This is a genomic window from Arthrobacter oryzae (assembly GCF_030718995.1).
Lineage (GTDB): Bacteria > Actinomycetota > Actinomycetes > Actinomycetales > Micrococcaceae > Arthrobacter > Arthrobacter oryzae_C.
The window spans coordinates 1,788,647-1,802,434 of sequence record NZ_CP132204.1; the positions used below are offsets into that span (position 1 = coordinate 1,788,647).

Below are 13,788 nucleotides of genomic sequence, written 5' to 3' on the forward strand. Positions count from 1 at the left end.
ACCCTTTTACTGCGCCCGCACCCCGGCAGCGGCTTCCGCCCGGCCCAGGGCATTTTCCAGGCGGACGACGGCGGGGAGGTAACCGGCTGCTTCGACCGCCCGCACCCGTTCGGCCTCCTTCATCGCCTTGATCAGGGCCGCCGTTTCCGGCCGCCTGACGTCGGTCATGTGTGGAAAGTCAATGCAGGAGGCGGGGTCGAGCTCGTACCGCTGCCATCTGGCCAGCGCCGTCCGGTGCCGCGCCTCCGCGGCTGCCAGCTCCTCACGCTCGGCTGCCTGGTGGAGGCGCGCCGCATGCCGGGCCATCGCGCGGGGACTGTATATGTAGGCCGCCACAGCCGTCGCGGCGGCGAGGGATCCCGCCGCAAGCCCCAGCCAGGGCGATGCCAGCGACGGTATGAGCACAGCCGGGAACACGATGACCAGCCCGGCGAAGGCGTCCCAGAAGACGGCGTCTGTTAGCTGCCCGGCGTCGCGCCGGGCGTGGTACCGCGCCGAAAAGACTGCGCCGGCCACACCGCACACCACGACGGCGGCGCATGCTGCCAGCTGCCAGGGCCCCATGGGGACCGATTCCGTAAGGACAGACACCGTTCCACCTCCAGCGGAACCCGCCGCGGATGGCTGGTTCCGGTACTTCCATTGGAATCCCGGCGGGTCCTGCCGTCAATGGGCGGGCCCGGGTAGCCTAGGCACCATGCGACTTAAAATGTGCAGCATCCACGTCAAGGAGCCCGCCGCGGCGCATCAGTTCTACACGGAGACGCTGGGCTTCGAAACCCTGATGGCCATGCCCGAATACAACCTGTACATCGTGAAGGACCCGGGTTCCGCCAGCGGTAGTTCCGGATCGTTGGGGCTTCTGCTGGAGCCCAGCGACAATCCCATCGGGGCGAACTACATGAACGCCCTGCACGACGCCGGGATGCCGGCCATCGTCTTCGGCGTTCCCGATGTCCGGGCGGAGTACAAGCGGCTCACAGGCCTTGGCGTGATCTTTCAGGACGAGCCGACCGAAGGACCCACGGGAACCTCAGTGGTGCTGGATGACGGCTGCGGCAACTTTGTCCAGCTGCACCAGGACTAGGGGCTAAAGGACTCTGGACCCAACCGATGCACCGGCTGGTACTGTGGCCGCATGACAGGTGCATTGGTACGGCCCAGGAATGGCAAAATGATCGCCGGCGTCTGCGCAGGCCTGGCAGCCCGCTTCGGCATTTCGAAGGCCCTCGTCCGCATCGGCTTTGTGCTGTTCGGCCTGTTCGGCGTGGGTGAACTGGTCTACATCGCCTTGTGGATCATCATGCCCAAGGAGTGACACCGCGGTTCAACGGAACGGGCCGCTGTACGGCCGCTTCATGCTTTGAGCCGTGCGCTTCCTCCTCATACAGCCGTGCGTGAAGCCGGCCGCTGATCAGCTCCTCCGGTTCCGTTGTCAAGGCCGGCTGCCAAACTTGCCAAATTGGCCAAAATGTGCCAAAACGATTTATCCGCCTGTGACGATGACTCTAGGCCTGCGCCGGGCCGGGCGTCAAGGCCAAAATTCTTGCGCATCGTGATGCTTGACACTTACTGAGGGACGCCCCTAGGGTGATGCCAAGTCGTTTTGGCAAAACGATTCTTCACCCCGCATACCTTCTTGCCATACCGTTCCGAGAGAAAGTCGACAGCGATGTCCACTCGAAAGACCATCTCCAGGCTCGCCACCATTGGCGGCCTTTGCACGGCCGTGGCCCTGACTGCCACCGCATGCGGCGCTGGGGGACCGGCGTCGTCCGGTAGCGCTGCAAGCTCCGTCAACGTCCTCGTCGAAGCCGGCGGGCACGCCGAGTTGGCCGGCGTTGCCGAGGCCTGCAAAAAGGACACCGGCCTCGACGTCAACTTCGTCGAACTGCCCTACGACGGCCTGTTCAACAGGCTTTCCAGCGAATTCTCCTCCGGCACAGTCTCCTTCGACGTCGCCGCCCTGGACTCCGTCTGGCTCCCCAGCTTCAAGGATGCCGTCCAGCCCATCGACGAACTCTTCACCGATGAGGCCAAGAAGGACATCTTCCCCGCCCTGGTCAAGGAAGCCAACGTTGATGGCCACTTCATCGGCATGCCCGCCTGGACCAATGCCGAAATCATCCTGTACCGCAAGGACCTTTTCGAGGACGCCACAAACAAGGCCGACTTCAAGGCAAAGTACGGCTACGAACTGGCAGCCCCCACCACCTGGAAGCAGTACCAGGACATCTCTGAATTCTTCACCAAGGACGGCATGTACGGCACGGACGTGAAGGGCGCCGTCGAAACGGAATGGCTGGCCCACGTTCTCCAGGCCGGGTCCCCGATGGTTCTGGACGACCAGAACAACGTCGTGGTCGACAATGCGGCCCACAAGGAAGCCCTCGACTTTTACACCAGCCTTGTGAAGTCCGCACCGTCAGGAGCCGCACAGGTTGACTGGGCCGCCGCGCAGAACCTCTTCAACCAGGGCAAGACTGCAATGACCAGGTTCTGGGCCCACGCCTACCGGCAGATTCCCGCCGACGCCGCTGTCTACGGCAAGGTGGGCGCGGCGCCCATGATTGGCGGATCCGCCGGCGTTGCCGGTGTCCCGGGGCCGTGGTACCTCTCCGTCCCCAAGGCGACGAAGAACGCAGACGCCGCCAAGAAATTCATCAAGTGCGCGTACGACCACAACGATCTGGGTATCGAGTCCAAGCTGGGCCTCGCCGCCCGCATCTCGGCGTTCGAAAAGTACCAGGACAAGCCCGGTTATGAAAGCTTCGGGCCACTGATCGAGACGCTCAACGGCACGGCCACGGCAACCCGCCCGGCAACGGCGAAATGGCAGCAGATCGTGGACACCGTCCTGGTGCCGACCCTGCAGAAGGCAGTTGCCGGCGGGGACAGCGCGTCCCTCTTGGCTGAGGCCAAGACCAAGATCCAGGCCCTCGTCAAGTAAGACTTCGCGGCTGGCACCGCCGGATGCTGCACTGGCAGCAGAAGGGGTGCCGGCCGCGGACCCAACCAGCGGAAGAGTATCCCGTGCGTATCACTGATCGCCGCTTTGCCCTGTATCTGATGGCCCCAGCGGCCTTGTTCCTGGCAGTCTTTGTTGCCTATCCGCTGTTCCGCCTCATCGCGGACAGCTTCTTCAAAATCTCCCCGATCGTCGGCGGTCCCCGCGACTTCGTGGGCCTGGACAACTACGTCCGGGCCTTCGCGTCCGAGGACTTCATCGGCGCCGGATGGCGGACCCTCGCCTACACCGTGGTGGTGGTGACCCTCGAGTTCGCCCTTGGCCTGGGCATGGCGCTGCTGTTCACCACCCTCGGCCGGAAGTCGCAGATCTGGCGGACCGTATTCCTGTACCCGCTCATGATCGCCCCGATTGTCGCCGGCCTGCTGTGGAAGTTCCTGATGATCGACAACTTCGGTCTCATCGGCACCCTCCTTTACCAGGCAGGCATCCTCTCCAACCCGAACCAGATCGGCTGGCTCTCGGACCCGGACATCGTGCTCTTCTCGGTTGCGATCCCTGACATCTGGCTGACCACCTCCTTCATGTGCCTGGTCCTGTTCGCAGGCCTCCAGAACATTCCAGGGGACCTAATCGAAGCTGCCCGCCTTGACGGGGCACGCGCTCCGGCAATGCTCTTCCGGATCATCCTGCCCCTGCTCCGGCCGGTCATCGCCGTCGCCCTGGTGGTCCGTGGCATCGACGCCGCCAGGGCCTTCGACACCATCCTCATCCAGACCAACGGCGGACCCCAGTCCGCCTCGGAAACCATGAGCCTGCTGATCTACCGGACCATGATCCGCTTCGGCGATCCCGGGCTGGCCAGCGCAATGGGAACCATATATCTGCTCGCCATGCTCGCTATCGCGCTCTTCGCGGTGGCCACCATTTGGCGGCCAGGAAAGGACAGCTGATGCACGTCGCAGAAAGAGTCAAGCACGACGGCGGGAAGCCGGCCGCAGTGCCTGCCAAGCCGTCTGCTGAGGCTTCCGCGCCCGGCGGCGGGCGCCGCCGTCGGGCCGTGAACCGCGAGGGGCTGGAAGCGGGCCGCCGCAGCACCCGGATCATTCTCTGGATCCTGCTGGCCGTAGCCATGGTGCTCTACGGATTCCCGTTCCTGTACCTGCTGTTCACATCCTTCAAGCCCCCGATCGACACCATCGCGGTACCGCCCACCATTCTCCCCAGGGAATGGACGCTGGAGAACTACGTGAACGCCCTGGGCCGCAGTGGAGTGCCGGCCTCGTTCATCAACAGCGCACAGACCGCCATCATCAGCACCGTGCTGTCCCTGGTGCTGGCGGTTCCCGCGGCGTACGGTATCACCCGCTACAAAACACCGAGCGGCCGGGCGTTCATTATGGCCGCACTGGTCACCCGCATGGTGCCGCCGGTAGCCATCGGCATTCCGTTGGCATCGATGATGTCCTCCGTGGGACTTGCGGATACTCCGATTGCCCTCTCCATCGCCCACACCACCATCTCGCTGCCGCTGTCCATCTGGCTGATGGCCAGCTTCTTCGAAGCCGTGCCCAAGGACCTGGAGGAGGCGGCCACCGTGGATGGCTGCAGCAGGCTCGGCGCCCTGTGGCGGGTGGTCATCCCGGTGGTCTCCGGCGGCATCGCCGTCACCGCGATCTTCGCCTTCCTGGCCTCCTGGAACGAGTTCCTCTTCGCCCTCCTGATGACGGCGATCCGCTCCCAGACCACGCCCGTGGTCATTGCGAATTTCCAGACCCAGTTCGGCCTCGACTGGGGATCCATGACGGCGCTGGCCGCCGTCTACTCGATCCCGGTCATCCTCCTCACCCTCCTCTTGCAGCGCAAGATCGTCGCAGGCATGACGCTCGGCGCCGTCAAGGGCTGAGAAACCACAACACAAAGGGAAAAACCTGTGCCAAGCAACAACTGCTACGACGTGACGACGTGGCCCGTCGGCGATCCGTCCGAGGACGTCGGTGAAGTAATCAACAGCATCATTGCCGATATCAAAGACCGGCAGACGCTCGCCGATGTGAACAACGGAGGAAAGCCGGGCGCGGTGATCTACATCCCGCCCGGGGACTACCGCCTTCGCACGCAGGTAGTGATCGACGTCAGCTTCCTCAGGATCCATGGCTCGGGACACGGCTTTACGTCGTCGAGCATCCGGTTCAACGTTCCCGAAGACGAATGGCCCGACCTGCATGAGCTGTGGCCCGGAGGAAGCCGCATTCTCGTCGACATTCCGGTCGACGGAGACGTGGAGGAATCCCAGGGAGCCGCCTTCTATGTTGAGCGAAGCGGGAGCCCGCGGATCAGCTCGATTGAGTTCTCCAACTTCTGCATCGACGGGGTGCACTTCAACGAGGATGGCTCGGGAATGCCTCCGGAAAACACCTACGTCAACGGCAAGACCGGTATCTATGTCGCGAACGCCAATGACTCATTCCGAGTCACCGGCATGGGGTTCGTCTACCTTGAGAACGCCCTCACCATCTACAACGCGGACGCGCTATCCGTTCACGACAACTTCATCGCCGAATGCGGAAGCTGCATCGAGTTGCGCGGGTGGGGACAGGCATCAAAGATCACCGACAACCTGGTGGGAGCAGGGTTCAAGGGTCACTCGATCTACGCCGAGAACCATGGCGGGCTCCTGATCACCGCGAACAACGTCTTCCCCCGTGGTGCGAGCAGCGTCCATCTCGTCGGGGTCACGCGTTCAAGCGTCACCAACAACCGTCTGCATTCGTTCTACCCGGGGATGGTGGTTCTCGCAGCGAACAGTTCGGAGAACCTCGTGGCCACGAATCACTTCCTGCGCGACCATGAGCCCTGGACGCCTTTCCTGGGAGTCGACAACGGACTGGACGACCTCCACGGACTTCTCTGTGTCAGCGGCAACAACAACTCTGTGATCGGCAACCACTTCTCCGAGGTCATCGACTCGAAGAGCATCCGGCCGCCCGGGGCGACGCCTGTCATCATCCGGCTGATGGCGGGGATCGGCAACTTCGTCTCTACCAACCACATGGTGGCGATGGACGTTCACTCCACGTCAAGTGACTCCTGCTTCTCGGCCCAGGTGGACGCTCTGTTGACGACGGGGGCTGCGGACGGCCTCGCCGTGACGGCCGTCCGGGTCGATGCCGACTCAGCCCGGAATACGATCCTTGATTCCGGAAGTGACGCCCAAGTTATCGCAGACAGGACTGTTAACGCCTTAAGGGCCACACCCACCGTCAGTTTCCAGGCGGCACCTGCATGAAGCAAAGACGAGTGACGATCAACCGAACGTAGGATCAATACCAACACCATGAGGACGTGGGAGACAAAATGACCAATAGATCAGTCGGTATCAAGGATGTAGCGGCCGCGGCCGGGGTCTCTGTCACCACCGTCTCGCACGTCCTCAACGACGTCGCCTACGCCCGTGTGGGCGCACGTACGAGGGAACGGGTCCACGAGGCGGCCCAACGCCTGGGTTACGGGCCCAACCGGCTCGCCCAGGCGCTGCGCACCCAACGCTCAGGGATGATCGGGTTCATCAGCGAAGAAATCGCCACCACCCCGCACGCAGGCAGGATCATCCTCGGGGCCGAGGAAACTGCGCGGGCCCGCGGGTACCGGATCATGATCATCAACTCCACCAGCACCAGCTCCCAGGATTCCAAGGAAAGCCAGGTGGCGGATCTGCTGGACCGGCAGGTGGACGGCATCCTGTACGCCACGATGTACCACCGGAAGCTGGCTGTCCCCAAGAACCTTGCCGGACTGCCGGCTGTCCTGGTGGACTCCGAAGACACCACCCACATTGTTTCCTCCGTCATCCCGGACGAGGTGGGCGGCGCAAGGTCGGCCGTACAAACCCTGATCGACGCCGGGCACACCCGGATCGGCATGCTCAACAACACCGACGACGTGCCGGCAACCCACTCGCGGCTCAGGGCCTTCAAGGACACGCTGGCAGATGCCGGGCTGCCGTTCCACGAGGAACTGGTCCAGTCCGAGCATTCGGAGGTGCCGGGCGGCTACCAGGCGGCACTGCGCCTGCTCAAACCTCGAAGCCGGCCCACGGCCGTGTTCTGCTACAACGACCGCATGGCCATGGGCGCGTACCGGGCCGCTGAAGAACTTGGACTTAAGATTCCGGACGACATTTCCGTCGTCGGTTTCGACAACCAACAACTCATCGCCGAAAACCTTTACCCCGCACTGACAACCGTCGCCCTGCCCCACTACGAAATGGGCGCATGGGCAACCGAAAACCTGATCGACGCCATCGAGGGAAAAACTGACCTGCAGTTGTTCTCCGCCCACCCGACCGTTCTTCCCTGTCCCATGGTTCTTCGCGATTCCGTCTCCTCCCCAAAAGTTGAGGACGCTACGAGCAGAACAGCACCGGACCCAGCCACGCGCGCCAACAACTGACCCCGAGCGCGTCCAGTAGAGGACGCGCCCAACCTTCCAAGGACCTCGAATGCACAGCACCCCAGTTCCCCCATGCCCTGAAACGGACGTCGTCGTCGTCGGCGAGGCCATAGTCGACATCATTGACACCGCGGCAGGGCCCGTCGAGTTTCCAGGCGGATCAGGGATGAACGTTGCGTTCGGACTCGGCCGGCTAGGTGTCAGCACCGCATTTCTCACCGCGCTGGGCAGCGATGAACGCAGCAGGAGCATCCAACGACACCTGGACGCCGCGGGAGTGCACCTGCTTCCGGGAGCCGAACACCTCAACCGCACGTCCACCGCCAGGGCGCTTCTGGACAGCAGCGGGTCCGCAGAGTACGACTTCGACTTCGAATGGAACCTCCCCCACATCAGCCCCGCTTTCCTCCCGAAGGTGCTGCACACGGGGTCACTGGCCTCCTTCATGGAGCCGGGAGCAACCCAGGTCCGGTCCCTGCTGGAACAGTTCTCCCGCCGCTGCCTGATCACCTACGATCCCAACATCCGCCCGACACTGCTCCCCGGCCACACTGAAGCACTCAGGATCTTCGAGCACACAGCTGCCCTGGCTACCGTCGTGAAGCTCAGTGCGGAAGATGCCCAGTGGCTCTACCCGCGCACGTCTCCTCACGACGTCGCGGGGCGGCTGCTTGATCTCGGGACAGAACTGGCCATCATCACCGATGGTGCATCCGGGTCCTATCTGCGCTCGAATGCCGCCGGGATCGAAGTGCCGGCACCAGCAGTGGTCGTCAAAGATACAGTCGGCGCTGGCGACTCCTACATGTCCGCACTTATCGCCGGCCTCATCGAGGACCCCGAGGACGGTTTCGGCTACGGCAAACTCACGCGCGTCGGAGCAGCAGCCTCGCTGGCCGCCGCGATAACGGTGGGACGGCACGGAGCGAACCCGCCAACACGGGCAGAACTGGTCCGATCGCTGGAACTGGCCCAGACTTCCCGAAAGAACTCCGATGACTGAAACGACAACGCACCCGGCCGGTCCCGCCGAAGAAGCCGCCCCCACCATCCGGCCGGTACTTCACTACACAGCCAAGGACACGTGGCTGAACGACCCCAACGGACTCGTACGGCACCAGGGCATCTACCACCTCTTCTACCAGAACAACCCCTTCGACAACGTCTGGGGCAACATGTCCTGGGGACACGCCACCTCAACCGACCTTCTGCACTGGACCGAACACCCGGTTGCCATCGCTTGCGACGAGGAAGAAGACATCTTCTCCGGCAGCATCGTGGTGGACCACGGCAATACATCGGGATTCGGTACAGTGGACGATCCGGCCTTGGTGGCCGTCTACACGAGCGCCTTCAAGGACGTCTCGGTGCACCAAGGGACACAAGCCCAGTCCCTCGCGTTCTCCACGGACGCCGGCATGACCTGGAACAAATACGCAGGCAACCCGGTGCTCGGCCGCGGCTCGGCCCATTTCCGGGACCCCAAGGTGTTCCGCTACGGGGGGCCGGGCGGTTCCTGCTGGGTGATGGTGGCGGTGGAGGCCCAGCACCAGCAGGTGGTGCTGTACCGTTCGGCCAACCTCAAGGACTGGGAGTACCTGAGCACGTTCGGCCCTGCAAACGCGATAGGCGGCGAATGGGAATGCCCCGACCTGTTCCCGCTTCCGGTCGACGGAGACCCGGACAACGTCAAGTGGGTCCTCGTAGTTAATCTCAATCCGGGTGCCGTGGCCGGCGGCTCGGGAGGGCAGTACTTCGTCGGCGACTTCGATGGGGTGCAGTTCACTGCCGACCCTGATTCACTCGTACCTGCAGATGCCGGCGGGACCACGGATCTCAACCGCTGTCTGTGGCTCGACTGGGGACGTGACTACTATGCCGCAGTCTCCTTCAGCAATGCCCCGGAGAACCGCCGCATCATGATCGGCTGGATGAACAACTGGGACTATGCCAACTCCTTGCCGACGTCTCCATGGCGCTCCGCGATGTCGCTTGCCCGCGAGGTGGAGCTCGCAACGGTGGACGGTTTGCCTCGGCTGGTGCAACGCCCGGTGCTGCCGTTGGACCGCGGCGAGCCGGCCATCCAAAATATGGAACTTTGCGACACCGTGGTGCAACTGCCCGACGCGATGCCCGGATCAGCCCAGCTGATCGAGGCCGAGATCCTGCCCGGCACGGCCCGGACCGTTGCATTCAGGCTTCTCGGCGCATCGGACGGGAGCGCCGCAACGATTCTCAGCTTCGATGCCGTGACGAGCCGGCTCACCCTCGACCGCCGCAACTCGGGAGACACCGCCTTCCACGAAAAGTTCGCGTCGACGGAGTCGGCACCAGTGAAGCTCGACGGCGGCGTGCTGAGGCTGCGCGTCATCGTTGACCAGTGCTCGGTGGAGGTTTTCGCCCAAGGCGGCGGGGTTGTCCTGAGCGATCTGGTGTTCCCCCTGCCCGGGAACCTGGGCGCCGACGTGTGTGTTCAGGGCGGCACGGCGATCGTGCGGAAACTGGTCGTCTCGGCCTTGTCCTAAACACCACGACTCCGGACAGCCCTGCCGGCAGGTGAAGGTACCTGTTCAACAGCCCGCGGCGGGAGCAGAATGAAGCAACCTAAACTTTGGTGGTGATGCCGGTGGCGCTGGCAATCGTGGTTGTGTGCACGCTGTTCCTGCTGGTTGCCGTCATCCTGGCCATCATCTGGGGCGGGCGCCACTTCCGGAAGCCCGGCGCCCCCGATGAACAGGCTTCCCCGTTGCGGCTCTACCTCTGGTGGGCCAATGTGGCAACGGCTTCGGCCCTCGCCTCCGGCGTTTTGGTGGGATGGGCCGGCGGCAGGCTGGTGATGCGGGTGCTCGCCGTCACCTCGCCGGCATCAGCCCAGGGCCGCCTTACCGAAGCGCAGGCGAACGTCGGATTCCCCACGATCGACGGCAGCATTGCCCTGCTGTTCTTCGGGGGACTGCCGGCAGGCTTCGCCGCGGCCTTCATCTACCTGTTCATCCGCCGCTGGCTCCCTGCCGGCCGTTGGGCGGGCCCCGCGCTGGGGGTGTTGCTCCTCCTGGTCTTCGGCGCCTCTGTTGACCCGCTTCGGGCTGACAACATCGACTTCGCGATTGTGGGGCCCGGCTGGCTCTCCGTGGTGCTCTTCTCTGCGGTGGCCGTCCTGCACGGCGCGGTGGTGGCCGCCGTGGCCGGCGCGTTCAGCCTGCGCCTTCCGCTTCCGTCCGGCCGGGACTGGAAGTACTACCTCCCGCTCGCCGGAGCCATCCTCTTCCTGCCAGCGGGCATCCTGCTCGGCATCGGTGCGCTGGTTGTCATGCTGTGCTCGTGGCTCGCGCATGTTGCCGGGGCCGGGCGGCAACCTGCGGAAACGGGTCCGGATGATGTCCGGTCCGCGCGTGACCTGAGACGGGCAGCTGCGGTGTCCTGGGGCGGCCGTGCGGCTCTGGGCCTGGCTGCGGTCCTGGCCCTGCCCCCGTTCATCACCGCTGTCACGTCGATTATTTCGCGCTGATCCTGTCCGGCCCTGCAGCGGACGTCTCGGGGATGGCCGTTGACGTGGCGGCGTTGATCGCTGCGGTGAGCGCGGCCAGCACCTCGTCCTGGCCGCCGCCGGCGTCGATGCGGACGAATCCGGGGAACTCCGGAAGGGCGCGGTAACCCTCGCTGAGGGCCGTCAGTTCCTCAAGGGTTTCGCTGTCCGTGCCGCGCAGGAGGATGCGTTCCAGGGCCTGCTCCGGCGCGACGTCGAAGTGGATCACCAGGTCCGGTGCCGGGAGGCGCTTCAGAAGCCAGGGGAGGAACCGGCCGTGGGGGAGGCCCCGGACGCTGCGCAGGGCCAGTTGGCAGTATAAGTGCCGGTCCATGACTACGAGGCCGGAAAAGCTGCGGGCGCGGGCATGCGACACCAGGACGTTGACCGTCCGGATCACAGTTTCCAGGGCATCGGCCAGGCGCGGGCTGAGGGGAATTCCGGAGCGCTCGGACCACTGGGACAAGTTGCGGCGGCCGGCGTGGTTGCGCAGCAGCAGGGCGTTGCCGCCGGCCAGGCGCGCGGCTTCCACGGCTGCGCGTGCTGCGGTGGTTTTTCCGGCACCGTCGATTCCGGTGAGGACTATCAGCAGGGGTGGCTCGATTCGTTGGGCGGACTGTATGACTCGACGCGTCAATGGTTCAACGAGGCGCCGGATCAGATTGTCCCCGAGGAACTTGTTTTCTGTTCGCCGTCCCGATTTCACGCGGTGTTAATGGCAGGGTTCTAGCGTGGGTCTTCAGGCACCATCCGCAAGAAGGGATCCATCATGGCCGATATTGCTGCTGTGCTGGGGCGGCTCACCCCGGAAGAGCTCGATGAGCTCCGGGAGATTGGTCCCCAGGGGCACCTCACCAGGCGCCTGGTCGATGCCTTGGACAGGGCCGCCGGCGGTTCGGGCGCGGGCCGCGGCTACTACGTTCCCACGGGAAGCGTGAGTGCCACCGGCGGACCCCACCTTGTACTGCGCAGCGACGTCTCTGCGTGGCTGTTCGGCGCAAACCCGCAGATTCCGCACGGACACCAGACGGCCAGCGAGGCAGCCGGGTCCGCGCAGCCGGAACGTGACTGGTCCGAACTGCGTCCAGGCGACAAGGTGGCCATTGTGCGGGGCAACCGTGTCACGGCGTCGGGCATTGTGGACGCCATGACTGACGATGCCTCCACCGTGTGGGTGCTCTTCGAAGGCGTTGCGCCGCGGAGGATGTTCCACCGGGGCGACCCCGACGACCTTCGGCCCGTCCGTTAAGGCACCTACTCGGCCTTGGCGCGGGCTTTCTTGGCGTCCTTCTTGGCGGCCTCGTCCTTGACACGCTGGGCTTCCGCGCGAACTGCGGCGTGCGTGGAGCGCTCGGTGACCAGCCAGGCCGGGGGAGCCTGCAGCAGCGCGGTGATTTCCGCCGTCGTGAGTGCTTCTTCGACGCCGCCGCGGGCCAGGCCGCTGATGGAGACGTTCAGTTTCTGCGCCACCACCGGGCGAGGGTGCGGGCCGTTGCGGCGGAGATCCGCCAGCCACTCCGGCGGGTTGGCCTGGAGCTCGGCGAACTCGGCGCGGGTGATAACCGAATCCTGGAACTCCTGGGGTGTTGCGGGCAGGTAGATGCCAAGCTTCTTGGCAACGGTGGCCGGCTTCATGGACTGGGAGTTTGCAGAGGTCATGCTTCAAGGGTATCCGGAGGGCGGGCCCGCAGCGCCATCCTGCAGCACTGGCGGTACTGTGAACGTGTGTCCGCTGAAGAAGAAGCCCCCCAAGTACCCGCACCTTCCGATCCGGAAAGGCGGGAGCTGCGCTTCGCCTACGTTGCCGGCGTGACGCCGGGCAAATGGATCCGGCGCTGGGAAGAGCGGATGCCGGAAGTTCCCTTGCGCGCTTTTATGTCCGACGACGGCGCTCAGCTTTCCGTCCTCGGCGACGGTTCCGCGGACCTCAGCTTCGTCCGGCTTCCGGTGGAGCGGGAGGGCCTGAACGTCATCCCCCTCTATGAGGAGCAGCCCGTGGTGGTTGCCCCCAAGGGACACGAGATTTCCGTGTTCGACGAGGTGGCGCTGGCCGACCTTGCCACGGAAACGTTCCTGGATGTCACTGAACTGGGCGGGCCTGAAATGGCCCTGCAGGTGGTTGCTTCCGGTGCCGGGCTCGCCATCTTGCCGATGTCCGTTGCCCGCCACTTCAACGTCAAGGACACGGTGGCGCGGAAGCTCACCGGCGCACCCACCACCCAGGTTGCGCTGGCGTGGCCCCAGGCAGCCCAGCCGGACGACCTGGACGAGGTGATCGAGGAGTTCATCGGGATTGTCCGCGGACGCACCGCCCAGAGCTCCCGCCAGCCGTCGGCGAAGGTGGAGAAGCCCAAGAAGGAACCCAAGCCGGACCGCCGGGGGACCGGCGTCAAGAAGCCCAAGGTGGCCCAGCGCTACGCTCCCAACCCGGACAAAGGCCGCGGCAAGGGATCACGCAAGAAGGGCAAGCGCTAGCACCTATGCGGTGCAGGCGTCCTTGAGCGCGGTGACGGATTCGGCCGGAACCTGGTCGCCCGCTTCGGCGATCTGACGCAAGGGAGTGGTGATTTCGGCCGGCACGCCGGCGGTCTCCGCGCCGCCCACGAGGCCAACGAGCAGCTCCTTGTCCTTGACGCTGACAAGCCCGTCCTCCACGAGGGCGCAGATCTGGCCCTTGACCTGGTCGGCCGCTGCGGTGGCAACCTGCGAGGCGCCGTCGCTCACAGCCTTTTCGGCGGCGTCCTGGACCTGGCCGCACCCGGTCAGGGCAACGATGAGGGCGGCAGCGGACAGGGCGGCGAGGCGGGGTTTCATGCCTCCAGCGTAGCAAGCGGTGCTGTGG

At 64.7% G+C, this 13,788-nt stretch carries 16 protein-coding genes; 12 read left to right on the forward strand and 4 right to left on the reverse strand.

The window, feature by feature from the left end:
• Positions 1-6: 6 nt before the first annotated feature.
• Positions 7-591, reverse strand: coding sequence for a hypothetical protein (locus Q8Z05_RS08240; RefSeq protein WP_305942981.1), 585 nt, complete (start codon positions 589-591; stop codon positions 7-9).
• 106 nt (positions 592-697) lie between these two features.
• Between Q8Z05_RS08240 and Q8Z05_RS08245 the strand changes: the two genes are divergently transcribed.
• From Q8Z05_RS08245 to Q8Z05_RS08290, 10 genes are all read left to right on the forward strand, one after another.
• Positions 698-1,087, forward strand: a complete 390-nt coding sequence (locus Q8Z05_RS08245; RefSeq protein WP_305942982.1) for a VOC family protein — start codon at positions 698-700, stop codon at positions 1,085-1,087.
• Between the two features lie 51 nt (positions 1,088-1,138).
• Positions 1,139-1,318, forward strand: coding sequence for a PspC domain-containing protein (locus tag Q8Z05_RS08250; RefSeq protein WP_305942983.1), 180 nt, complete (start codon positions 1,139-1,141; stop codon positions 1,316-1,318).
• A gap of 354 nt (positions 1,319-1,672) precedes the next feature.
• Positions 1,673-2,950 (forward strand): ABC transporter substrate-binding protein, encoded by a 1,278-nt coding sequence (locus tag Q8Z05_RS08255; protein ID WP_305942984.1) that lies wholly within the window; start codon positions 1,673-1,675, stop codon positions 2,948-2,950.
• A gap of 83 nt (positions 2,951-3,033) precedes the next feature.
• A complete protein-coding gene (locus Q8Z05_RS08260) occupies positions 3,034-3,921 on the forward strand; it encodes a carbohydrate ABC transporter permease (RefSeq protein WP_305942985.1) in 888 nt (295 codons plus the stop codon).
• A complete protein-coding gene (locus Q8Z05_RS08265; RefSeq protein ID WP_305942986.1) occupies positions 3,921-4,874 on the forward strand; it encodes a carbohydrate ABC transporter permease in 954 nt (317 codons plus the stop codon). The genes Q8Z05_RS08260 and Q8Z05_RS08265 overlap by 1 nt, the downstream gene beginning before the upstream one ends.
• A gap of 27 nt (positions 4,875-4,901) precedes the next feature.
• Complete coding sequence (locus Q8Z05_RS08270) at positions 4,902-6,257, forward strand: NosD domain-containing protein (protein WP_305942987.1); 1,356 nt, start codon at positions 4,902-4,904, stop codon at positions 6,255-6,257.
• Between the two features lie 68 nt (positions 6,258-6,325).
• The gene (locus Q8Z05_RS08275; RefSeq protein ID WP_305942988.1) at positions 6,326-7,420 is read left to right on the forward strand and encodes a LacI family DNA-binding transcriptional regulator; all 1,095 of its coding nucleotides are present in this window, start codon (positions 6,326-6,328) and stop codon (positions 7,418-7,420) included.
• Positions 7,421-7,469: 49 nt separating this feature from the next.
• The gene (locus Q8Z05_RS08280) at positions 7,470-8,423 is read left to right on the forward strand and encodes a carbohydrate kinase family protein (RefSeq protein ID WP_305942989.1); all 954 of its coding nucleotides are present in this window, start codon (positions 7,470-7,472) and stop codon (positions 8,421-8,423) included.
• Entirely contained in the window at positions 8,416-9,945 is a 1,530-nt protein-coding gene (locus tag Q8Z05_RS08285) for a glycoside hydrolase family 32 protein (protein WP_305942990.1), read from the forward strand. The genes Q8Z05_RS08280 and Q8Z05_RS08285 overlap by 8 nt, the downstream gene beginning before the upstream one ends.
• 92 nt (positions 9,946-10,037) lie before the next feature.
• Positions 10,038-10,928, forward strand: a complete 891-nt coding sequence (locus Q8Z05_RS08290) for a hypothetical protein (protein ID WP_305942991.1) — start codon at positions 10,038-10,040, stop codon at positions 10,926-10,928.
• Here Q8Z05_RS08290 and Q8Z05_RS08295 read toward each other — a convergent pair.
• Positions 10,915-11,538 carry a thymidylate kinase gene (locus Q8Z05_RS08295; protein WP_305943510.1) on the reverse strand — a complete coding sequence of 208 codons (624 nt, stop codon included), beginning with the start codon at positions 11,536-11,538 and terminating at the stop codon, positions 10,915-10,917. The genes Q8Z05_RS08290 and Q8Z05_RS08295 overlap by 14 nt on opposite strands.
• 177 nt (positions 11,539-11,715) lie before the next feature.
• Here Q8Z05_RS08295 and Q8Z05_RS08300 point away from each other — a divergent pair, with 177 nt between their 5' ends.
• On the forward strand, positions 11,716-12,195 hold the full coding sequence (locus Q8Z05_RS08300) for a hypothetical protein (protein ID WP_305942992.1): 480 nt from the start codon (positions 11,716-11,718) through the stop codon (positions 12,193-12,195).
• A gap of 5 nt (positions 12,196-12,200) precedes the next feature.
• Here Q8Z05_RS08300 and Q8Z05_RS08305 read toward each other — a convergent pair whose 3' ends face one another.
• A complete protein-coding gene (locus Q8Z05_RS08305; protein WP_305942993.1) occupies positions 12,201-12,605 on the reverse strand; it encodes a DUF5997 family protein in 405 nt (134 codons plus the stop codon).
• 66 nt (positions 12,606-12,671) lie between these two features.
• Between Q8Z05_RS08305 and Q8Z05_RS08310 the strand changes: the two genes are divergently transcribed.
• Positions 12,672-13,421, forward strand: coding sequence for a substrate-binding domain-containing protein (locus Q8Z05_RS08310; protein ID WP_305942994.1), 750 nt, complete (start codon positions 12,672-12,674; stop codon positions 13,419-13,421).
• Positions 13,422-13,424: 3 nt separating this feature from the next.
• Here the strand turns inward: Q8Z05_RS08310 and Q8Z05_RS08315 are convergent, their stop codons facing one another.
• Positions 13,425-13,760, reverse strand: a complete 336-nt coding sequence (locus Q8Z05_RS08315; RefSeq protein ID WP_305942995.1) for a hypothetical protein — start codon at positions 13,758-13,760, stop codon at positions 13,425-13,427.
• Positions 13,761-13,788 lie beyond the last annotated feature (28 nt).